General features: G+C 40.3%; 19 protein-coding genes and 1 tRNA gene. 7 read left to right on the top strand and 13 right to left on the bottom strand.

From position 1 onward, the window contains the following. The first annotated feature begins 50 nt into the window (after positions 1-50). The 4 genes from OFN98_RS03450 to OFN98_RS03435 all read left to right on the top strand — a co-directional run bounded on the left by OFN98_RS03450 (position 51) and on the right by OFN98_RS03435 (position 4,069). Entirely contained in the window at positions 51-1,040 is a 990-nt protein-coding gene (locus tag OFN98_RS03450; protein ID WP_270874571.1) for a hypothetical protein, read from the top strand. Between the two features lie 15 nt (positions 1,041-1,055). Next, on the top strand, positions 1,056-2,900 hold the full coding sequence (locus tag OFN98_RS03445; RefSeq protein ID WP_270874572.1) for a menaquinone biosynthesis decarboxylase: 1,845 nt from the start codon (positions 1,056-1,058) through the stop codon (positions 2,898-2,900). Positions 2,901-2,915: 15 nt separating this feature from the next. Continuing rightward, the gene (locus OFN98_RS03440; RefSeq protein ID WP_270868368.1) at positions 2,916-3,590 is read left to right on the top strand and encodes a methionine ABC transporter permease; all 675 of its coding nucleotides are present in this window, start codon (positions 2,916-2,918) and stop codon (positions 3,588-3,590) included. 404 nt (positions 3,591-3,994) lie between these two features. Then, a tRNA-Glu gene (locus tag OFN98_RS03435) sits at positions 3,995-4,069 on the top strand. A 150-nt stretch (positions 4,070-4,219) separates the two neighbouring features. On the opposite strand, the gene OFN98_RS03430 is transcribed toward OFN98_RS03435, so the two are convergent. From OFN98_RS03430 to OFN98_RS03390, 9 genes are all read right to left on the bottom strand, one after another. Next, a complete protein-coding gene (locus tag OFN98_RS03430) occupies positions 4,220-4,558 on the bottom strand; it encodes a chaperone NapD (RefSeq protein ID WP_270859412.1) in 339 nt (112 codons plus the stop codon). Continuing rightward, a complete protein-coding gene (locus OFN98_RS03425; protein WP_270872381.1) occupies positions 4,555-5,457 on the bottom strand; it encodes a WD40 repeat domain-containing protein in 903 nt (300 codons plus the stop codon). Before OFN98_RS03425 ends, OFN98_RS03430 begins: the two co-directional genes overlap by 4 nt. A gap of 55 nt (positions 5,458-5,512) precedes the next feature. Beyond that, positions 5,513-6,232, bottom strand: coding sequence for a nitrate reductase cytochrome c-type subunit (locus OFN98_RS03420; RefSeq protein ID WP_270874573.1), 720 nt, complete (start codon positions 6,230-6,232; stop codon positions 5,513-5,515). Then, complete coding sequence (gene napH / locus OFN98_RS03415) at positions 6,229-7,008, bottom strand: quinol dehydrogenase ferredoxin subunit NapH (RefSeq protein WP_270859415.1); 780 nt, start codon at positions 7,006-7,008, stop codon at positions 6,229-6,231. Before napH ends, OFN98_RS03420 begins: the two co-directional genes overlap by 4 nt. Beyond that, complete coding sequence (gene napG, locus OFN98_RS03410) at positions 7,005-7,745, bottom strand: ferredoxin-type protein NapG (protein ID WP_270874574.1); 741 nt, start codon at positions 7,743-7,745, stop codon at positions 7,005-7,007. The genes napH and napG overlap by 4 nt, the downstream gene beginning before the upstream one ends. A gap of 2 nt (positions 7,746-7,747) precedes the next feature. Beyond that, a complete protein-coding gene (napA, locus tag OFN98_RS03405; RefSeq protein ID WP_270874575.1) occupies positions 7,748-10,525 on the bottom strand; it encodes a nitrate reductase catalytic subunit NapA in 2,778 nt (925 codons plus the stop codon). A gap of 293 nt (positions 10,526-10,818) precedes the next feature. Beyond that, positions 10,819-12,690 (bottom strand): molecular chaperone DnaK, encoded by a 1,872-nt coding sequence (gene dnaK / locus OFN98_RS03400; protein ID WP_270876602.1) that lies wholly within the window; start codon positions 12,688-12,690, stop codon positions 10,819-10,821. Between the two features lie 55 nt (positions 12,691-12,745). Next, a complete protein-coding gene (locus tag OFN98_RS03395) occupies positions 12,746-13,366 on the bottom strand; it encodes a nucleotide exchange factor GrpE (protein ID WP_270876601.1) in 621 nt (206 codons plus the stop codon). Then, positions 13,363-14,151, bottom strand: a complete 789-nt coding sequence (locus OFN98_RS03390; protein WP_270859420.1) for an HrcA family transcriptional regulator — start codon at positions 14,149-14,151, stop codon at positions 13,363-13,365. Before OFN98_RS03390 ends, OFN98_RS03395 begins: the two co-directional genes overlap by 4 nt. Before the next feature lie 338 nt (positions 14,152-14,489). On the opposite strand from OFN98_RS03390, the gene OFN98_RS03385 reads away from it, so the two are divergent. Further along, positions 14,490-14,735 carry an XRE family transcriptional regulator gene (locus OFN98_RS03385; protein ID WP_270859471.1) on the top strand — a complete coding sequence of 82 codons (246 nt, stop codon included), beginning with the start codon at positions 14,490-14,492 and terminating at the stop codon, positions 14,733-14,735. A 1-nt stretch (position 14,736) separates the two neighbouring features. Beyond that, positions 14,737-14,862, top strand: a complete 126-nt coding sequence (locus tag OFN98_RS03380; RefSeq protein ID WP_270859421.1) for a hypothetical protein — start codon at positions 14,737-14,739, stop codon at positions 14,860-14,862. Positions 14,863-15,097: 235 nt separating this feature from the next. Here the strand turns inward: OFN98_RS03380 and OFN98_RS03375 are convergent, their stop codons facing one another. The 4 genes from OFN98_RS03375 to ppk2 all read right to left on the bottom strand — a co-directional run bounded on the left by OFN98_RS03375 (position 15,098) and on the right by ppk2 (position 19,273). After that, entirely contained in the window at positions 15,098-15,232 is a 135-nt protein-coding gene (locus tag OFN98_RS03375; RefSeq protein WP_270874579.1) for a hypothetical protein, read from the bottom strand. 35 nt (positions 15,233-15,267) lie between these two features. Then, entirely contained in the window at positions 15,268-16,563 is a 1,296-nt protein-coding gene (locus OFN98_RS03370) for an ankyrin repeat domain-containing protein (protein ID WP_270874580.1), read from the bottom strand. A gap of 77 nt (positions 16,564-16,640) precedes the next feature. Beyond that, positions 16,641-18,230, bottom strand: a complete 1,590-nt coding sequence (locus OFN98_RS03365) for a long-chain-fatty-acid--CoA ligase (protein WP_270874581.1) — start codon at positions 18,228-18,230, stop codon at positions 16,641-16,643. A 122-nt stretch (positions 18,231-18,352) separates the two neighbouring features. Then, positions 18,353-19,273, bottom strand: coding sequence for a polyphosphate kinase 2 (gene ppk2 / locus OFN98_RS03360; protein ID WP_442868110.1), 921 nt, complete (start codon positions 19,271-19,273; stop codon positions 18,353-18,355). Between the two features lie 101 nt (positions 19,274-19,374). Between ppk2 and dsbD the strand changes: the two genes are divergently transcribed. Continuing rightward, positions 19,375-21,153 carry a protein-disulfide reductase DsbD gene (dsbD, locus tag OFN98_RS03355; RefSeq protein ID WP_270874582.1) on the top strand — a complete coding sequence of 593 codons (1,779 nt, stop codon included), beginning with the start codon at positions 19,375-19,377 and terminating at the stop codon, positions 21,151-21,153. Positions 21,154-21,332: the final 179 nt, after the last annotated feature.

The following is a 21,332-nucleotide window of genomic DNA, read 5'->3' as shown; positions in this document are numbered from 1 at the left end:
CAAATTTTGCTAAAATTTAGTGCGAATTTACGCATTTTGGCGATTAAACAATGACAAATTTAGCCAATCTAGTCCGCATTGTAAATGGAAAAATGCTAAACCGCCCGAGTGTTTCGGCGGTGGAGAGTTTTTCTATTTGTGCGCATAAAATTCACAAAAAAGCAGCCTTCATAGCGGTAAATGCGAGCGCAAAAGATGTCGAGACGGCTATTGCAAACGGCGCTTATGCCGTGATTTTTGATAGTGATTTTAAGGTTAGCAACGACGAGGTCGCCTTTATCAAGGTCGAAAATTTAAATGTCGCCTTGCTTAGAATGATTAAATTTTTAGGCGATATTTGGCGTCATCAATTCGTGCTAATTGATGAAATCCAAGCCTCGATTTTGCGCTTCATCAGCGTGCCAAAAAACCTGATTTTTGCTCCAAACACGTTTCACGAGCTTTTTATTCATCTAATCAGCCACGAGCAAAAGCACATTTATTTCACCAAAAATAGGGAATTTTTGCAGCTTTTGGAGATTAGCTATCAAAAAATCGAAAAAGATGAAAATTTAAGCGAAACTTACAGCGGGTCGATATTTTATTCGAGTTTTATTTATGATGAAATTTATTATTCAAATTTAGTTTTTCCGCAAATTTTCCTGCCAGATTTGTGTGGAATTTTGAAATTTTTGGGGCGCAAAAATATCGAATTTAGACTTCAAAATTTCAGCGCTCTAAGCCATTTTGAGCCGATTTTCGTGGATAAATTTTTAAATATCACCCCTTTTGGCGAGAGTTACCGCGCCTTTATCATCGAAAGCGATAAAGAGCTTTTTGTGCGCGCGGCGCAGTATTTGCGGGCTAAATTTAGGGATAAAATTTTAATTTGCGCGAGCTGGGACGATGAGTTTGGCGAAACCGCAATCGATTTTAGATTTTCAAAGCTCGAAATGCTAAAAACAATCCCAGAGTTTCACTATGCCCTGATTTACGGCAACCGCGCCGATATAGTGAGTTTTTTGAGCCAAAAACCGCGCGAGAAAAATCTGTTTTTTTAAATTTAGGAGGCGTGAATGAAAAGTGTAGAAAATATAGAAAATCTCATTACAAGCAATCCTTGGATTCACAAACTCCACAAGGCTGGGCTTTTGCGCATTATCGCTGAGCCTTGCGATATAGATTTAGAAATCGCTCATATCAGCTATATCGAGGTGAAAAAGCCAAATTCGCAAGCTCTGCTTTTTTTAAACCCGACAAATTCAGCTGGGGCGAAATTCGCGCCGGTGCTGACAAATGTTTTTGGGAGTTTCGAGGCGCTAAATTTGATTTTAGGCCGTGAATGTGAGGAGATCGCAGGCGAAATCGAAGCGCTTTTGAAGCCAAAAAAACCAAAGAATTTTAAAGAAAAAATCGATTTTCTCTCGTATTTAGTATCGCTTCGCAAGGTTTTTACAAAAAGAAAAAAAGTGCAGGGCGAGTGTCAGCAGGTCGTGCATACTGGCGCGGATGTCGATTTGGGCTCTCTTCCTATCTTAAAAACTTGGAAAAACGACGGTGGAGCGTTTATCACTATGGGGCAGGTTTATACGAAAGATTTAAACGGCGATACCCAAAATTTGGGCATGTATCGCTTGCAAGTCTATGATAAAAACCGCCTTGGCATGCACTGGCAAATCCACAAAGACGGCGCGCATTTATATCACGAATACGCGCGCGCTGGGCGCAAAATGCCAGTATCGGTGGCGATCGGTGGCGATCCGCTGTATATCTGGTGCGGTCAAGCGCCCCTGCCAAAGGGCGTTTTCGAGCTTTTACTCTATGGTTTTATCCGCAAAGAGCCAGCCTGCCTAGTCAAATCTATTACAAACGATATTTATGTCCCGCATGACGCGGATTTCGTGATAGAGGGCTTCGTCGAGCCTGGCGAGATGTGCGATGAGGGGCCATTTGGCGATCATACGGGCTTTTATACGCCGATTTTGCCGTTTCCGGTGATGAGAGTGGAGGCTATCACGCACCGCCAAAATCCGATTTTTGCCGCCACGGTCGTGGGCAAACCGCCACTAGAAGATAAATTTATGGGATACGCCACGGAGCGCATTTTCTTGCCACTTTTTCGCACGAGCGCGCCTGATTTGATTGATTATCGTATGCCTGAAAATGGGGTTTTCCATAACCTGATTTTGGCTAAATTTCACTCTCGCTACCCAGCGCACGCACAGCAGTTAATGCACGCATTTTGGGGTGTGGGGCAGATGAGCTTCGTAAAACACGCGATTTTTGTGGGTGAAGATGCGCCAAATTTGGGCGATTACAGGGCGCTAGCAAAATTTATCCTTGATAGGATTTCGCCTAGATCGCTCACATTTAGCGAGGGTGTGTGTGACCAGCTAGATCACGCTAGCCCAAATGCGTGCTTTGGTGGGAAGCTTGGTATTGATGTTTCGCAGCCTAGCGCGAGTCCTGCGCCACAGGTGCTTAGCGATGAGGATTTGTTGGAGAGCTTTCATAGTGTCAAAAAAGATGTAGTCTCCCTAGCGCAGCACTTTACCGAGTGCAAAAATCCCTTTGTGCTTGTGAATTTGAAAAAATCTTCGAGTGTGAGGGAGACCTTTGAACTGCTTTGCAAGGAAGCTGGGGCGAATTTTAAAATTTTGATTTTCACAGATGAGAAAAATGACCCAAACAACCTGTATATGAGCCTTTGGCGCGTGGTGAATAATATCGACGCTCTGCGCGATGTTTTTATAAATGGCGAGCATATCGGAATCGACGCTACTAGCAAGGGCGCACAGGACGGGTATGATAGGCAGTGGCCGGGCGAGACGCTGTGTTCGCGCGAAGTGCTAGAAACTCTGGTAGCTAGGGGGCTTATCGAGCGCGACGAAGAGTTTTGGCATAAATTTGAAATAGTTTAAATTTGGAGATTGGAAATGTTTGAGAGCATACAGGGATTTTTTAATTCACAGATTACTTCGCTTTTGTTAGAAGCGACGCGAGATACGCTGTATATGACCTTCGTATCGACATTTTTGGCGTTTTTGCTAGGTAGCGTGCTAGCTATCGTGCTAGTGCTCACGCGCGCTGGCGGGCTATACGAAAACCGCTCGCTATACGCGGTGCTTGATATCGTGGTGAATATCTTGCGAAGTTTTCCGTTTATTATCCTGCTAATCGTGCTGTTTCCATTTACGAAAATGCTCGTAGGCACGAGTATCGGCACCACGGCGGCGATTGTGCCTCTAACAATCGGCTCTGCGCCATTTATCGCGCGTCTAATCGAAAATGCGCTAGTCGAGGTCGATCCCGGTGTAATCGAGGCTGCGAAGAGCTTCGGGGCGAGTAAGTCGCAGATAATCTTCCGCGTGATGTTCGTCGAGGCGTTGCCCGCGATAATAAACGCTATTACGCTTACTTTGATTGTGATTATCGGATTTACGGCTATGGCTGGCACGGTCGGCGGCGGCGGACTGGGCGATGTGGCGATTAGGTATGGATTTCAGCGTTTCCGCCCAGACATTATGGCTTATACGGTCGTGATTTTGATAGTAGTCGTGCAGATTATCCAAAGCGTGGGAAATCTGCTATATAAAATCACGAAAAAATAGGGAAATTGCGTTAAGTTTGCTTGTAGAATTTGAGTGAATTTGAAATTGTGAATTTGAAATTGTGAATTTGAAATTGTGAATTTGAAATTGTGAATTTGAAATTGTGAATTTGAAATTGTGAATTTGAAATTGTGCTAAATTTGTCCGCAGAATTTGCATTTAAAATTTGCTCATTGAATTTGAATTTGTGCGCAAATTTAGGTTGATTTGAGAGAAATTTTCGCTGTTTTCACACGCTGTTTTCACACGCTGTCTTGGCGGGCTGTTCATTTTCGCGCCAATTTTCAAAATTTGATTTAAATTTTAGCTATTTAACTTAAAATTTGAAATTTAGCGCAAATTTGCTTTCAATTTTATCTTAAATTTATAATCCTTTGGGTAAAATTATATTTCTTATTTTTTGTGGCCCATTCGTCTAGCGGTTAGGACACTGGCCTCTCACGCCGGTAACAGGAGTTCGAGTCTCCTATGGGTCACCAAGACATTTCTAAATACCATTTTAATCAGCTAAATTATCGTTTTTTCTATCTTTAAGGTAAGTTTATCGGTAAGTTTTGAAATTTTTAGTAAGTTTTGGATTTATAAAAAGGCCGAATTCTGTCAAATTCAGCCTTTAAAAAGAGGTAAATTTAGATATTTAAACTACCGCCGTATTTGATTTTTTTGATTTCTGGTTCTTCGTCGATTTTTTGCATAATCTCTTCTATATTGTTGCTGTTCGCGGCGTCGATTTGCTCGTCTAGGTCTTGGTATGAGTATATCATAGCTACATCGCTTACGCCTTTTAGGGCTTGCATAGCCTTAAACGCGCCCAGCTCTTGATCTAGGCTCTCGGTTTGGATAGTCGCTACGATTTTGCCATCTTGTGCAGCCACGACTTCGCAAAACTCTATTTTTGCTACGAGAGCGCTAAGTTCGTCCAAATTTGTCTTATTATCTGTGTAGATTATCACACTTGAAATGTTCATTTATAGCTCCAAAAATGAATTGTTTTGTCGTATCCTGCGCCAACTAAGTGATCGCCATAAAATGTCATGTTGTTTATGATTTCGCCATCATAAGGGATTTTTTTGATGATGCTTCCGGCTTTGTTTATGATATTTATGCCATCAAGTGTCGTAAATGCGCCAAAATCCTCACTTAGTGCCACGCTATACACGATAAAGCCAGTTTCGAAAAGCTTAGACTCTCTTGCGTTTTCGTAGTAGCAGGTTTTGTCGTTTGAGCCAGTTATCACCCTTTCGCCTACAAAGGCTACATTGAAGACATTGTCTTTGTGGATACTTTTTTCGCGTAAGAATTTTTTCTCTTTTGTGTCAAAAAAGTAAATCATACCGCCTTCGTTTGAAAGAAGCAATAAATTTTTCTCGCGGTCAAAGCTCACGCCACCAAAAGGTGAATCTGAAATTTTGTGCTCAAATTTCACAGATTTTGAGGCTATGTCGTAGTATAAAATTTCGCTTCCCACGCCTAGTAAAACGATAGTATTGCTATCTAGCAAAAATAGTCTTTTGATACCAGTTATCGGCAAATCAAAGGTGTCAAGCGTGCCATTTTCATACACGGCGAGTTTTTTGTGCATATAATCGCCATTTATCAAAAGGGCAAATTTTTCACCCAGCTTATCGACATCGATGACCTTAGAATCGATATCGCCATCGACATAGCTTTTGACTTGCGGAAGAGCTAAAACAAGAGTAGCGTTCTCATCGCTCCCGCTTATACTAAAAAGCTTTCCGGTGTCCGTGCCAGCATAGATTTTTTCATCCATTTGCTTTAAAATCGCGATGTTGCCATCTACTATGACTTTGTCATTTGCAAAAAGAAAGGTTGCTAAAAAGATAAAAGCAACGAATAATTTTTTCATTTTTTACCTCGTAAATTTTGTGTGAGTTTGGAGGTCCAAACTCACAACAAAATGGTTATTTGATATCAGCGCCCTGATTTAAAATGTCAAGCAAATTTGAGCTAGTATTTGAGTCTGCAAAGCGACTAAAATCTGCTTCAAATTTGTTTTGAACTAGCTCGGTTGCGTTTGTTTGAATAACATGGCAAGAAACGCAGTCGTATCTAGCCATAGAAAGTGCGCCATCAAGGCTCTTTTGATTCTCATCACGCAAATCAGCTAAGTGGCTTTGTGGGACTGATTTGATCTGCATAGCCTGTGCAGCCTCTGGAAGGTGGCATGTGGTGCACATGTTGTTTTCGGCTGTGATAGGTAGCATATCGTCCAAAGTGTGTGGGATTAGCGGAGGAGCGTTCTCGAAGCTTCTCTCAAATACCATATTTTCGCCTGGTGCGCCACCTTTTACCTCATAAGTAGGCAAGGTTAGGCTTTCGTTAGTGTAATCCTCTCTAAATTTAGGACTTTGCGCAAGCTCTAAATTTGGTATATCTTCCTTTTTCTCGACAACCGGCGCTGGTGCGGCTGGCTCTTGTGGTGCAGCAGCTGGCGCTACCTCTGCCTTAGGTGCTTCTGCTTTTACTTCGTTAGTAGCAGCAGGTGCTGAGGCGGGTTGTGTTTGCGCTACTGGTTGGTTTGTATTTGAGCTCGCTTTGCCTTTTTCATCTTGGCAACCGCTCAAACCCAAACAACAAATTGTAGCTGCAACAAGGCTTAAAAAAGCAAATTTCTTTTTCATTTTTTTACTCCTAGTATGCTAAAATTTAACGCATCATCATCGCAAATTTGGACACATCTACCGCAACTTATGCACTCAGAATCGATTTTAAAACTCTCTTTTGAGACCATTTTTAACACCTGAACCTCAGGGCAAACGCTCTTACATTTGTTGCATTTGGTGCATTTGTTTGCATTATGATAAATGCGAATTAAGCTAAATTTACTTGCTATCGCCCAAAATCCCCCTAGTGGGCATATATGGGAACATATTATTCTATTTCCTGCGAAAATTTCAAATATCACAATGATTGCGGCTATACTAAATGCGCTAACGCTAAGGCTAACGACCGCTCTTGTGAAAAATCCGACGAAATTTAGTATCTCAAAGGCTGCTATACTAAACAATCCGCTACAAAGTAGGACTAAAACTAACAAATAGTATCTAGCGTTTTTGCTGACGCTAAACATTTTGGTTTGGATATTTAAAACTTTTCTTATCCAAGCTGCCAAATCTGTTAGGATATTGATAGGACATACCCAACCGCAAAAAGCTCGTGGCGCAATCAAAGCGTAAAACGCAAATATGATTAACGCGCCAACTATGCTAAGCGCACCTAGGCTAAAACTTGCCAAAAATAGTTGAAGCACGGCAAAAGGATCGCTTAAATTTATAACTCCAAAAAGCACTGACGAGCTTAAATTTCCTTGCAAAATTTTAAATCCATAGCAGTTTCCAGCTATGAAAAGGCCAAGGATTAGGAATTGAACTAATCTTCTTAAAAGTGTGTATTTCATAGCTCGCCTCCGTTTAAGTAATCAATACCTTTTTTCAAATTTAAGTTGATTTGGCTATCAGCGTCTTTTAGCTTCGCGTCATCGCCCTCGATCCAACCTTTGACATAGTTGTCATTTACCTTGCCTAAAACCGAATTTCGTGGTAGCACCGTAATGGCTGCTTTTTCGGTTATACAGGCTTTCTCGCATTTTCCACACCCTGTGCAGTAATCGCTATCTACAACAGGTAGTAAAAATGCGTGTTTTTCTGTCCTTGTGTTGCGTTTGTATTCGATAAATAGTGCCTTATCCATGACAGGGCAGGCTCTATAACATGCATCGCATTGAATTCCAAAGTATGCAACGCAGTTTTTCTGATCTACTACTGCAACGCCCATTTGTGCTTTGTTGATATTTAATTTGTCATTTTCGCTAACATTTTGTTTATCTAACGCGCTAGTTGGGCACGCTACTGTGCAAGGGATATCCTGGCACATATAGCATGGAGTTAGTCTTGGCTGGAAAAACGGAGTTCCGTTTGGCACTCCGCTATCGCCAAATTCTGCTAGTTTTAGCGTATTAAATGGACATGCCTCGACGCACAGCCCGCAACGAATACATTTGCTCATAAATTCTTTTTCATCAAGGGCACCTGGCGGTCTTAGACGGATTTTATCCTCTGCTCTGGCAAATTCACAAAATCCACTTCCGCCTGCTACAAGCAGTCCTAATAAACCTAAAACTTCGCGTCTTTCCATAATTATGCCTTATAAATTTTTACTGCGCATTTTTTATAGTCTGTCTCTTTTGAAAGAGGGCAGGTCGCGTCTAGACAAACTTTGTTGATAAATACATTTTCATCAAACCAAGGAACATAAACAAGACCCACAGGCGGAACATTTCTACCTCTGAAATCGACTCTTGCTTTTACTTTTCCTCTTCTTGATTCTACCCATACAATATCATTTTGAGCTATGCCCATTTTATCGCCGTCTGCTTTGTTCATAAAGCATAGAGCTTCTGGAACAGCGCGGTAAAGCTCAGGAACACGCATTGTCATAGAGCCTGAGTGCCAGTGTTCTAGGACGCGTCCAGTACATAGCCAGAACGGATACTCTTCGCTTGGCATTTCGCATGGATCCATGTAAGGGCGGAAGAAAATTTTACCTTTGTTTTTAAATGAAGTTTTCTCATCGCCTGAGGTTGCGCTTTTCATATCGCCTGTCGGCAATGCGCCTTGGTTACCATAAAATGCGAAATCGCCGTCTGGATTAGCTTTTTTAGCGTAAGTGTCGTATTTGGTATTAAATCTCCATTGAGTCTCTTTACCATCGACAACTGGCCATCTAAGACCTCTAACTCTGTGATATGTATCAAAATCAGCTAAATCGTGTCCGTGTCCGTCGCCGAAAATTCTATACTCTTCGAATAGATATTTATGCACGAAGAATCCATAGCCTTTAAATACCTCTCCGTCGCTTCCTACGACATTTCTGCTATCGCCGAAAACTTCGGTGCAGTCAAAGCCTGCGATGATTGGATCATCTGCTTTGTATTCAAGTGCGCGTTTGTTAGCGAACAATACATCAAATAGAGTATCTTCTGGATCGTAACCCATTTTTTTAGCTTCTTCTAAAACATCTGGTAGTGTTAGCTTATCATCGATTTTTCTCTCGCCCCAGAAATCTTTAATTTTAAAGCGTTTTGAGAATTCTAAAATTTGCCATGTATCGCTCATCGCTTCGCCTACTGGCAATACTTGTTGTCGCCAATGTTGAGTTCTACGCTCAGCATTACCATAAGCTCCCCATTTCTCATAAATCATAGCAGTTGGTAAAATCAAATCCGCTACTTTTGCAGATACGCCTGGATATGGATCGCTTACTACGATGAAGTTATCCATTTCTCTTGCTGCTTTTATCCAGTGATTTGCATTTGCTGTGTTGTGCCATGGGTTATTTACATGAACCCAAGCAAATTTAACTGCGCCGTCTTCAATATCTCTCATTAGTTTTACATAAGGGAAGCCTGGGCGTGGGTTGATTGTGCCAGCAGGGATTTGCCATACTTTTTCAGTCATTTCTCTGTGTTTTGGATTTGCTACGACCATGTCAGCTGGCAATCTGTGGCAGAAAGTTCCTACCTCGCGAGCAGTTCCACAAGCGCTTGGTTGTCCTGTTAGTGAGAACGCGCCTTCGCCTGGTTTAGCTTGTTTGCCTAGCAAGAAATGCACCATATAGCTTTGCTCATTTACCCAAGTTCCTCTTTGGTGTTGATTCATACCCATTGTCCAGAAGCTTACTACTTTTCTGCCTTTTTCGACATATAAATCAACTAAACCTTGAAGTTTTTTCTTGAAAGTTTCTAAATCCTCGTTGTCATCGCCTTTGGCAAGTTGGGCAACGAAATCTAGCGTATAAGGCTCTAATGCTTTTTTGAAATCCTCAAAACCGATTAGCCAGTGAGCGTCGGCTTTGCCGTTGTTTTTATTTTCTAGCGTATCGCCAGCTTTCATGCCTAGATATGCCAAAGTTACACCCTCATCTTCGCTAAGAACTTTTGATAGTTCTTTTTCTACTGTATCGACCTCTTTTGGATCAAATTTAGGGTGTTTTGGATTTGGTCTCATACCATAACCGATATCAACTGGACCTGTTGCAAACACGCAGTGATCTTTGACAAATTTCTCATCAAACGCTTCTGGGTGGTTATAGACAATCTCGTGAGCGATTAAATTCCAAATCGCAAGGTCAGTATGAGGTTTGAAAATAATCTCAATATCAGCTATGCTTGAAGTTCTGCTTGAAAAAGTTGATAAATTTACAACTTTGTATTTATCAGGATTTTTAAGTTTAGCGTCATTTACGCGAGACCAAAGCACTGGGTGCATTTCGGCCATATTCGCGCCCCAGCAAACAACTGTATCAGTTAGCTCGATATCATCGAAACAGCCTGACGGCTCATCGATACCAAATGTTTGCATAAACGCAACAACCGCACTTGCCATACAGTGGCGAGCATTCGGGTCGATATTGTGAGATCTAAAACCTGCTTTGATAAGTTTGACAGCAGCGACACCTTCCATGATAGTGTATTGACCGCTACCAAATACAGCCAAACCGCTTGGACCTTTTTCCTCGTAAGCTTTTCTGAATTGCGCTTCCATGACATCAAAAGCTTTTTTCCAGCTAACTTCGCCGAATTTACCTTTTTTGTCAAATTCGCCTTTTTCGTTCATACGCAAAAGAGGTTTTGTGATACGGTCCTCGCCATACATAATCTTAGCATTAAAATAACCTTTAATGCAGTTAAGACCACGATTTACAGGGCATAGTGGATCGCCTTTTACAGCTACGATTTTTCCGCCTTTTGTGGCAACCATAATACCACAACCGGTTCCGCAAAAACGACAAGCCGCTTTGTCCCAGCGCCAGTCTTTTTCGCCATCCGCTGCACTAGCTAGGCTTGGGGCAGAAATTCCAGCGGCACTACACGCAGCAGCAGCTGCTGAACTTTTGATAAATTCTCGTCTGTCCATAGAATTATCCTTTCTTTCAAAGAAATTTGTGAAACACAAGGCAAATTATAACAAATTATTAATCAAATTTATTGATTTAAATCAATAAAATTTGCAATAAATCCCTAAATTTCTAATATGTATAAAATTATAATTTTTAAATTTAAATAAATTTAGCACGATTTTGCGCTAATAATCGAATTCTTACAAATTTTGTATTGATATAGAATATTAATGTATGTGGATAAAATTAAAATTTGATATTTTGGAAATTTGGGCGGAAATTTGAGCTAGCAAGCTAGCTCAAATTTTATTTATTCGACTTCTGCGTCGATGACATCATCGTCTTTTTTAGCGTTGTTTGAATTTGCGCCTTGGTTTTGGTTGGCGCTAGCTGCTTTGTAAAGATCCTCAGCCGCCTTGCTTAGGGCATTTACCTTGGCATCTATTTGATCTTTTGTCGCGTTTTCGTTTTTGAGAACTTCTTTTAGATCATTTAGTGCGCTTTCGATATTTGCTCTTAGCTCGCCTGGGACTTTTTCGCCCATTTCAGCAAGTGATTTTTCTGTTTGGTGAGCGATAGCGTCAGCGTGGTTTCTAGCATCTACGCTTTCTTTGCGTTTTTTGTCCTCTTCTTTGTGAAGTTCGGCATCTTTTACCATTTTGTCGATTTCCTCGTCGCTTAGACCGCTTGAACCAGTAATGCGAATATCAGTTGCCTTGCCTGTGGCTTTGTCTTTTGCGGTAACTGTTAAAATTCCGTTTGCGTCGATGTTAAACTCAACCTCGATTTGAGGCACGCCACGAGGAGCTGGCATAATGCCTTCTAGGTTGAAATTTCCTAGCGATTTGTTATCTCTGGCAAACTCTCTCTCACCTTGCAAGACATTAATCGTAACGGCTGTTTGATTATCCTCAGCAGTCGAGAAGACTTGCGATTTTTTGGTTGGGATTGTGGTGCCTTTGTCGATGATTTTAGTCATTACATTGCCAAGTGTTTCGATACCAAGGCTAAGTGGCGTAACATCAAGCAAAAGCACATCTTTAACATCGCCTTTGATAACCGCACCTTGCACACTTGCGCCGATTGCGACGACTTCGTCAGGATTGACGCTTTTGTTTAGCTCTTTGCCAAATGCTTTTTTGACCTCTTCTTGCACAAGTGGCACGCGAGTCGAGCCGCCGACCATAACGACCTCTTTGACATCGCTCATACCAAGACCTGCTTCGCTAACGACGCGTTTTAGAGTGTCGATTGTCTCATCTACCAAACTATCAATCATGCTTTCAAATTTAGCCCTAGTTATGGTTTTCATAAGGTGTTTTGGACCTGTGGCATCAGCTGTGATGAAAGGTAAATTTACCGTTGTCTCCATTGCGCTTGAAAGCTCTTTTTTAGCGTTTTCTGCGGCCTCTTTTAGGCGTTGCATAGCCATGACATCACCTTTAAGGTCAATGCCGTTTTCTGCTTGGAATTCGCTTGCTAAAAAGTCGATTACTTTGTTATCAAAATCATCGCCACCAAGGAAGGCATTTCCGCCAGTTGCTAGCACTTCTACTACGCTATCACCAGTTTCTAGCACGGTAACATCAAATGTTCCGCCACCCAAATCATAAACCACGATTTTTTCAGCTTCTTTTTTGTCTAATCCATACGCCAAAGCTGCCGCGGTTGGCTCATTTACGATACGAAGGACATTTAGCCCTGCGATTGTGCCGGCTTCTTTTGTTGCTTTTCTTTGGCTATCGTTGAAATACGCAGGCACAGTGATGACCGCATCGACCACTGGTTCGCCTAGGAAGGCCTCTGCGTCCTCTTTTAGCTTGATTAAAACTTTTGCTGAAATTTCTTGCGGGGTATAGACTTTGCCCGCGATTTCGACTGCACACGCACCGTTGCGATCTACGATTTTATACGGAAGGCGTTTTTTGGCCTCTTGCGCGTTTTTTTCGTTCATCATCAAACCCATAATTCTTTTGATTGAATAAATCGTTTTTTCAGGGTTTGTTACGGCTTGGCGTTTTGCGCTGTCGCCGACTAAAACCTCGCCTTTATCTGTAAAAGCGACAACTGAGGGAGTTGTGTTTTTGCCCTCTTTGTTTGGTATGATTTTGCTCTCGCCTCGTTCAAAAATGCTAACGCAAGAGTTGGTTGTGCCTAAATCAATTCCAATGACTTTTCCCATGTTTTATCCTTTTTATTAAATTTTTGTTTTCTTTAAATTTTGTAAATTTGCGAATTTACTTCGCCAAAATAACCATTACAGGGCGCAAAATTCGCTCTTTGTAAAGGTAACCTTTTTGCAAAACTTGGACTATGTCGTTTGTTTTGGCTCCCTCTTTTTCTACGAGTTGGATTGGGTAAAATTTACCGCTTTCGCTCTCGTAGCCATCGTCCGTTGAAATCGGCGTAATGCCGTATTTTTCAAATGTTTTTAAAAATAAATTTATGCACTGCTTCACGCCTTCTTCGATTTTATCGGCTAGTTCGTTGCCCTCAATGTCGATTTTCGCGGCTTCTTCGAGTGCGTCGATTATCGGCAAGAGATCTTTTGCGAATTTTTCCGCCGCATACTCCACGGCTGTGGTTTTTTCGCGCTCCAAACGCTTTTTGATATTGTCGAAATCAGCACTAGCGCGGTAAAATTTATCCGTAATCTCGCTAAGTTCGTTTTGTAGCTTAGTGATTTCATCATCTTGCGCGCTTTCGCACTCACACTCGCTTTGTATCTCTTCGCTAAATTCATCGCCGTCGTCCGCTAGCGGGCTTTGGCAGCCGCAGCCAGCGCCGCAGTTTTTGTGCTCTTTTTCCTCAAATTCACCTGCTGAATTTTGCGTTTTTTCGTCAAATTCTTGGCTCATGCTACTCCTTTACTAAATTTAAAAAATTTTTCATAATCCTCATAAACACTTCCAGCGCAAATCATCGTAGCGTCCTTGTTTTCGAATTTTACTGGGCATTTTATCCCCATAAAACCAGGCTCGAAATAGGGCGCAAAGATTAAATTTTTGTCAAAATTCACGGCGATTGAGGGGTTTAGCAAAATTTTAAATCTCTCATCTTTGAAAATTTTATACGCCATGACTTCGTTTGCGATAAACTCGATTTTTGAGTTTTTCAGCTCGCGGATTTTGGTGTTTAGCTCCCTAAGACCGATTTGCATAGAGGCGACTTCCAAATCTTTGAGCGAAATTCCGATTAAATTCGACAAAAGCTCGAAAATTCTGTTATCAAATTTCAAAATAATCTCATCTTTGTCGAAAACCAAAATCATAAAACGCTCATCGTGCTTTATGACCTCGGTCAAACACTCGCTTTCTGCGCTAAAAATCATACAATAAATATCAAAATCCTCTAAGATTGCTTCTAGCTCATCGCCGTCTCTTAGCGATAAAATCTCACTAAAATCGAGCTTAGCGCGCCAGTAATCTTGCATGGTCGCTACTGTGGGGATTCGTCCGCCACTGACATGAAGTTGCGTGATTGCGCCCTCGTCGCTGAGTTTTTTGAAATACACCCTAATCGTCGAGGCTGGTATAGCGACCTCCATGCGCCCGCCTAACTGCGACGAGCCAATCGGAGCGTTGAGGTCCAAATAGGCTTCGATGATAGAATCAAGTATCAAATCACGCTTGTTTGTTTTCATTTATTAGCACTCTTTCGTTTTGATTGCTAACATTATACAACATTGAGTGGCAAAATGTCAAGGTTTTTTAAAAATTTTAGCACTTTACTTGTTTGTTTGCTAAATTTTGAAATTTCAAAATTTGGTTTTGAGTGCAAAATTCGGCGGTTTCATAGCTAAATTTCCCCCTTAAAATTCTTGGAAATTTTGTAAAATTTTATGTTTGTTTTATGAGAAATTCTGTATAATTCACACGATATAACGCAAAAATTTACTAATTTTGCTTATAAACAATACAAAATTTAGATAAACTATACAGATTAATGTATAATTAATCCTAAAACTTGTATAATTTTGGCATGTTAGAAACGAGCGATATATTCAATATTTTGCATAATGCCGTAGAGGCAAAAAATATGGGCAAAAAGATTTCTCACGCTGTAATGGCGAAAAAGCTTGGCGTGTCGATGAGGACATACCAGGATTGGCGCCTTGGCACGACCAAACCGCAGGCAGCGACCGCGATTTGCCAAATGCTCTGCGAGCTCGATAGCGACGAGGCTTCTTTTGTGCTACATAAAATAAAAAAATTATTAGGAGACTGATATGTATAAGATCACATTGCAAGAAAAAATGGATTTACAAAGCGTATTTTGCGCAATTTATGCAAAAAAAGAGTCAAAATTTAGCGCATTTTATCGCGCGTTTTTTAGACGAATTTTGGCTAGATAATTTAGATCCAGCGACGCATTACTCGCTAAAAACTTGTGAGTAATAAAAAAAATTTTTACAGTGAAATAAATGCAAAAATATGGCGTCGTTAGGATTTGGTTATCATGGGTTTTTGGCGAGTAAGTGAGTTTTGTGTGCAAATTCGTAGAAATTTTGTAGATAAAAATGCGAATTATAGTGAAAAATTTTAAAGTTGCAATTTGAATTAAAATTTTTATTTAAATTTAGTTATTGGTTATAGCGTGTGAATAGCTTCGTATAAAAATGTGTCAAAGCGCGCATGTGCAGTGGTTAGAAATGTAATACCAAAAAAGTCGCTTATAGCGGCGCTAAATCTTTGCTCACTAGCTTCTATGTTCTCTGTTGTCATTTTTTCTCCTTAAAAATTAGTTTGTTTTTATTGTTTTAATCTCTATTATTTAAATATTTTCTGTGTAGCTTTTCAATCTCATCAGAAGTTAAATTTATATCTACACTGCTTTTACCGAATTTTTCCTTTTCCATATCTAGTGTTCTTAAAATTTTTATTTGCTGATAAAAAACTATATATTCTTCTATGTTTTCAAAAGTTCCGTTTGCGTCCAAACAATTTTCATATAAAAATTTAGTTTCTCTGTCCTTTCTTCCTAAATAATAAATGCGTTTGCCATTGTTGGTTTCATATCTTGGTCTAAATGCATTTCTCCAACCACTATAACACTCACTATAATATAATTCTTTCAAAAATTCCTTGCTTGGGTTCCAAGCGTCTATTGGGACATTATATTTTCTAAGCAAAGCTATTTTTGGTCGTGGAAATGGTGTCTCAAATATCGGAAAATAAAGCGAACCATAAAAACGCATTAATTCTAACTCTAACTCTGAACTAAAAGTTTTTCTACTTGGGCTATAAGCCCTTTCTATGTAGTATTTATCAGCTTCTGCAAGGTCGTTCGTAAATTTACTAACATCTCCGCCTAAATAATAACTATACAAATATGGCTTATATCCACTTTGCAATACAAGTTCTAAAATATCAAGTTGATTATTTCTTAACAAGGTTCTAAAAAAATAATCTGCCGTATATGTTTTTTCGTGATAATGCATTTCTTCGAAAGTTTTATATTTAATATGTGGTGTGCTATTTTCATCATAATATGGTTCAAATTCTACATATTCGCTCCAACCTAACACCCCAAGTGCTGTTTGCATCATGGTAACTTCTTCAAATTTAACCCCATTTTCATATAAAAGCTTTACTGCTTTTGTAGAGTTGTTTTCCATAGCATACGCCATAGGGCTGATTTTATGATTATCTTGTCTATGAATATCGGCACCCATTTTTATAAGCTCTTTCATAGTGTTTTCATCATCATAAAAACTAGCATACATTAAAGCTGTAACACCTTTATGGAGCGGTTCATCAACGCTAATATTATTATCGCTTATAAAATTTAAAATTCTAACCGTATCTTTTGTTTTTAAAATTTGACGAAATTCTTCCATTTTTGGATTTTTCTTAACTTCTGCAAAATCAATATCCCAGTAACGAAACGCAAAATTCTCAACTTCTTCTTGCGTAACATATTTTGAAAGCTGTGAGTTTTTAGATATATTTGTATCGGCTGTAACTACAAAATTTGACTTTTTCTTATCTAGTTCTACAATCCTTAGTATAATAGCTAAGAAAATAACAGGTAAAATCCATAATAAATTTTTCATATATTAAATCTTTTATAAAATTTACCAAATTTAACCCACAATTTGTGGGTTAAATTTAGCGTGATAAAAGGTTAAATTTACGCGTTATTGCTTTTTGCGATCTGCTCTTTTAAGGCGCGTTTTAGAACCTTGCCAGTGGCGTTGCGTGGCAGGTCAGGCACGAAATGCACGACCTTTGGAATTTTGTAGTTTGCTAGGTGATTTTTCAGATAAGTTTTGATTTCGCGTTCGCTTAATTTTTGATTTTCTTTGAGTTGCACGAAGGCTACGACCTCCTCATCTGCGTATTCATCTCTGATACCCACGACTGCGCAGGCTTCGACTTGTGGCATTTTGTAGATGATTTCCTCGACCTCGCGCGGATAGACATTTATGCCTTTGGCGATGATGATATCTTTGATACGATCGACGATATAGATAAATCCCTCATCGTCCATATACGCAAGATCTCCTGTGCGAATCCAGCCGTTTGTCAGAGTTTCTTCTGGCGGGATATTTAGATATCCTTCCATGACGCAATCCCCGCGCACGATAATCTCGCCGATCTCGCCACGAGCGACTTCCATGGTTTCATCATTTACGATTTTGACCTCGTATCCGTCAAGCGGTGTGCCTACGCTTAGGATTTTTTGTTTGTCGTAGTAGTTTAGCGATACGATAGGCGAACACTCGCTAAGTCCATAACCCTCGATAAGGTGGGCTTTTGGGAATTTTTTGTAAAATTCGTCGATTGTTTGTTGCGCAAGAGGGGCTGCACCTGACATAAATACTCTAAGCTTATTAAACCATCTGAATTTCCAGCCAAGTTTTGCCTTGCCTAGCATTGTATAAACAGACGGGATTCCTAAAAATACCGTTGCTTTGCGTTTTAGGGCGGTATTTAGGACATTTGTGATAGGGAAAACTGATTTTAGAGCGATTATGCTCGCGCCGTTGTATAGCGATAAAATCAGCGTCGCAGTCAGCGTGAAGCTATGAAACATCGGCAAAAATACCAAAAATCTATCCTTGCCACTCACATTGTAGCGAGGGGTGGCTTTATCGGCGTTTGAGAGTATGTTTTTGTAGCGAATCATAGCGCCTTTTGGTCTGCCTGTCGTGCCTGAGGTATAGACGATATGGCTTAGATCGTTTTCGGTCGGAGATTTCGCTATTTCTAGCTTGGTTTTACAGGCTAGCACAGTATCGAAGCTGATATTGTGCTCGCTAAGTGCGCCTTGTGTTTGTGCGTTTGGAAGGGCTGAGTTTAGGGTTGGCTCATCGCTTTTGCCCTTAACCCAAATTATGCGTCTGATATCTGGTGCGCTAATGCTTTTAAGCTCCTTGCTAAGGGCGGTCGAAGCGAAAATCATGCGAGAGCGCGAATTGTCTAAAATATACTCAATTTCCTCGTTTTTAAGGAAGGTATTCATAGGCACAGCGACCGCGCCGATTGAGGTAATACCTAGAAAAATGGTGAAAAACTCATAGCCGTTTTGCACATACATAGCCACTCTATCGCCGAAGCGAATTCCACTATTTTGCAAATACGCGCCAATCGCATCGACTTTGGCTTTAAGTTCTGCGTAGCTAATCTCCATATCTTCGTCATAAATCGCTATATGGCGAGATTTTTCGCTCGCATAGAAACTTAAATTTTGGTATAAATTTTCGAATTTGTATGTCATGTTTTACCTTTGTGTGGTTTGGTTTCCCGTGAATTTTATCAAAATTTATATAAATTTAGTTAAATTAAATCAAAAATTTAAGAAAAGATAAATTTAGACGCACAAATGGCGTCTAAATTCGGTTATTTTTTATCTTTTGGCTTACCTGTGCCTAGTTTTACCTGTTTTTCAGCTTTTTGTGCTTTTTTTAGGGTTTCTAATTTTTCCAAGCCCTCGTTTCTAAGGCTATTTTCCATAAGCATGATTTCTTCTGTGCCGGTTCTTACCAAATCCGCATCGACTTTAAATTCGCTAGGATCGATTTTTTCATCATAATCAATTCTGGCTAAAATGCAGCGAAACGCATTTAATCTTGCGGCTTTTTTGTCATTACTATCTAGCACGATCCATGGCGCGATATCGGTGTTTGAGGCTAGTAACATTGAGTATTTTGCCAAAGTGTATTGCTCCCAAAGCTCTTGCGATTTGGCATCTACTGGGGAGAGTTTGTATTGTTTAAGAGGGTCTGTGCGGCGCGCCTCGAAGCGTTTTTGTTGCTCCTCTTTTGAAACTGAGAAATAAAATTTGAACAAAATAATGCCAGAATTCGCTAGCATTTCCTCGAATTTCGGCACTTGGCGCAAAAATTCTTTGTGTTCAGCATCGGTGCAAAATCCCATTACAGGCTCGACCATAGCGCGGTTATACCAGCTTCTATCAAAAATCACAATCTCGCCAGCGCTTGGCAAATGCGCGACATAGCGTTGGAAATACCATTGTGTTTTTTCGACATTGCTTGGCTTTTCAAGTGCGACTATACGGCAACCGCGTGGGTTTAGGTGCTCGGTTAGGCGTTTGATTGTGCCGCCTTTGCCCGCTGCGTCGCGACCTTCCATGATGATTAGGACTTTTAGCCCTTTATCTTTGACATAGCGTTGAAGTTTAAGTAGCTCGATTTGAAATTTTACAAGCTCGCTTTCGTAAAATTCTTTGTTCATTTTTTTGATTTTTTTGCCCTCGTATGCGATTTGTTTGAGTTGTGTATCGCTTGTTTGTTCAGCCATTTTGTTCTCCTTTTTTGAAAATAAAACTTAGATTATACATTTAAAAGAATTAAAATTTAATATGTTTTTGATAATATTACGAAAAAATTTCAAGGCAAATAATGAGAATTTTATCTTTTATTTTTCTATTTTTTATTGCACTTTTTGGCGAAGTAATCGCGCCAAATGAGGCTTTTATCGTCGATACAAACACAAACGAGAGCGAAATTAGCTTAAATTTTCGCGTCGCAGATGAGATTTATATTTACAAAGATGAGATAAAAATTTTCATTGATAGCGCAGAAGTTGGCGCGCTTTTAAATTTCCCACAACCAAAAGAGTATAAAAATCACCAAATTTATGACGGAAATTTCAGCATTGCCATGCCTATGGGGCTAGTGCTTGCAAATGCAAAAGATAGCAAAAAATTTCAAATTTTAGTGAAATTTCTTGGTTGCACTGTGGGCGGGTTTTGCTACGAGCCACAAAACAGAGGCTTTGCGCTAAATAAAAGTGGCAAGAGTTATGAAATTTCGGCTGTGCAAAATGCGGGCGCAGGTATTTCGGGGCAAAATTTAGAGCAAAATTTAGAGCAAAATTCGGGGAATTTTGGCTCAAATTTAAGTCAATCGCAAATTTTAGAAATTTTCGAAAACAAAAGCTTTTTTATGACCTTGATTTTGTTTTTTGGTTTTGGCGTTTTGCTCTCTTTGACACCTTGCATTTATCCGCTCATACCGATACTCTCGTCGATTATCGTGGCTAAAACAGCTAGCAAGCCAAGCGTGAAATTAAGCCTGATTGTAAGCGTGATTTATGTGCTTGGCATGGCGAGTTCGTATGCGGTTTTGGGCGCTGGGGTGGCGGTTTTGGGCGAAAATTTGCAAGGTATTTTGCAAAATAAAATCGCCTTAATCATCACGGCGGCTATTTTTGTGGCTTTGGCGTTTTCGCTTTTTGGGCTTTATGAGATTAGGCTTCCTAGTGGGTTGCAAAATTTCCTAAGTGCCAAAAGCGACGCGAGAAGCGGATTCGTGGGCGTTTTTTTAATGGGGGCGATTTCATCACTTATGGTTAGCCCTTGCATTTCAGCCCCGCTAAGTGCTGCGCTAATATATATCGCAAATAGCGCAAATATAGCACTTGGAGCTAGTGCGCTTTTTGCCTTGGGGCTTGGAAGCGGGGTTTTGCTCATTATAATCGGGCTTGGAGGCGCGCTGCCGCGTCCAGGCGAGTGGATGGAAGTGGTGCCAAAAATCTTTGGATTTTTGCTTTTGTTTATGGCGGTTTGGATAGTGCGCTTCATAATCGGAGAAAATTTAGCACTGCTATTTTATGCGATTTTATGCGCTTTAATGGCTGGGGTTTTGGGATTGTTTGATGCGCGCGCAAACGCACTAAAACGCGCACTCGCGCTTTTAATCGCCGTTTATAGCGTGCTTTTGTTAATCGGATTTGCAAGCGGGGCGAGGGATTTTACCAAGCCACTTAGCGAAATTTCGGTGCAAAAGGGCGTAGCTGTGCAAAAAGGCGATATGACGCAAAGTGCGAAAAATGGGGAAAGATTTATTTTCGTGCGAGATTTGGGCGAGTTACGCTCGATAATTGAGGGCTCGCAAAAGCCCGTGATTGTGGATTTTTGGGCGCAGTGGTGCAAAAACTGCGAAGAGAGTGAGGCGGCGTTTGGCGATGAGAGTTTGGCTGAGATTTTGTCAAATTTCACGCTTATCAAGGTTGATTTGACCCAAAACAGCCCCCAAATGAGCGAGATTAAAAAAGAATTTGGCGTTATGGGACCGCCTGCGATTTTGTTTTTTAAAAACGGCAGTGAGTTAGAAAACCTGCGCCAAATCGGCTCGCTAAATTCAGCGAAACTAGCGCAAATTTTATCACAGATTTGAAAATTTACTAATTTATTTGCTTTAATGCCAACGATTTTTCATCGCAAGAGGGCTGCTATTTAGATAATCTATGAAGTGCAAAACCACAGACGCTGAATTTACAAAAAAATTAGTATTTGATTTTTTAAATTTGATGTAAAATAACGCTAAGAAAAGTAAAAGTCACAGCAAAAAAGTGG

The sequence above is a fragment of the Campylobacter sp. JMF_15 NE4 genome (assembly GCF_027737645.1).
In the GTDB taxonomy this organism is placed as follows: domain Bacteria; phylum Campylobacterota; class Campylobacteria; order Campylobacterales; family Campylobacteraceae; genus Campylobacter_B.
This window is presented reverse-complemented; position numbering and strand designations above follow the sequence as displayed.

Excerpts from the sequence above, each read along its gene's own strand:
- OFN98_RS03450 (WP_270874571.1), top strand. The coding sequence starts at position 51 with ATGACAAATTTAGCCAATCTAGTCCGCATTGTAAATGGAAAAATGCTA.
- OFN98_RS03445 (WP_270874572.1), top strand. The coding sequence starts at position 1,056 with ATGAAAAGTGTAGAAAATATAGAAAATCTCATTACAAGCAATCCTTGG.
- OFN98_RS03440 (WP_270868368.1), top strand. The coding sequence starts at position 2,916 with ATGTTTGAGAGCATACAGGGATTTTTTAATTCACAGATTACTTCGCTT.
- OFN98_RS03430 (WP_270859412.1), bottom strand. The coding sequence starts at position 4,558 with ATGAACATTTCAAGTGTGATAATCTACACAGATAATAAGACAAATTTG.
- OFN98_RS03425 (WP_270872381.1), bottom strand. The coding sequence starts at position 5,457 with ATGAAAAAATTATTCGTTGCTTTTATCTTTTTAGCAACCTTTCTTTTT.
- OFN98_RS03420 (WP_270874573.1), bottom strand. The coding sequence starts at position 6,232 with ATGAAAAAGAAATTTGCTTTTTTAAGCCTTGTTGCAGCTACAATTTGT.
- napH (WP_270859415.1), bottom strand. The coding sequence starts at position 7,008 with ATGAAATACACACTTTTAAGAAGATTAGTTCAATTCCTAATCCTTGGC.
- napG (WP_270874574.1), bottom strand. The coding sequence starts at position 7,745 with ATGGAAAGACGCGAAGTTTTAGGTTTATTAGGACTGCTTGTAGCAGGC.
- napA (WP_270874575.1), bottom strand. The coding sequence starts at position 10,525 with ATGGACAGACGAGAATTTATCAAAAGTTCAGCAGCTGCTGCTGCGTGT.
- dnaK (WP_270876602.1), bottom strand. The coding sequence starts at position 12,690 with ATGGGAAAAGTCATTGGAATTGATTTAGGCACAACCAACTCTTGCGTT.
- OFN98_RS03395 (WP_270876601.1), bottom strand. The coding sequence starts at position 13,366 with ATGAGCCAAGAATTTGACGAAAAAACGCAAAATTCAGCAGGTGAATTT.
- OFN98_RS03390 (WP_270859420.1), bottom strand. The coding sequence starts at position 14,151 with ATGAAAACAAACAAGCGTGATTTGATACTTGATTCTATCATCGAAGCC.
- OFN98_RS03385 (WP_270859471.1), top strand. The coding sequence starts at position 14,490 with ATGTTAGAAACGAGCGATATATTCAATATTTTGCATAATGCCGTAGAG.
- OFN98_RS03380 (WP_270859421.1), top strand. The coding sequence starts at position 14,737 with ATGTATAAGATCACATTGCAAGAAAAAATGGATTTACAAAGCGTATTT.
- OFN98_RS03375 (WP_270874579.1), bottom strand. The coding sequence starts at position 15,232 with ATGACAACAGAGAACATAGAAGCTAGTGAGCAAAGATTTAGCGCCGCT.
- OFN98_RS03370 (WP_270874580.1), bottom strand. The coding sequence starts at position 16,563 with ATGAAAAATTTATTATGGATTTTACCTGTTATTTTCTTAGCTATTATA.
- OFN98_RS03365 (WP_270874581.1), bottom strand. The coding sequence starts at position 18,230 with ATGACATACAAATTCGAAAATTTATACCAAAATTTAAGTTTCTATGCG.
- ppk2 (WP_442868110.1), bottom strand. The coding sequence starts at position 19,273 with ATGGCTGAACAAACAAGCGATACACAACTCAAACAAATCGCATACGAG.
- dsbD (WP_270874582.1), top strand. The coding sequence starts at position 19,375 with ATGAGAATTTTATCTTTTATTTTTCTATTTTTTATTGCACTTTTTGGC.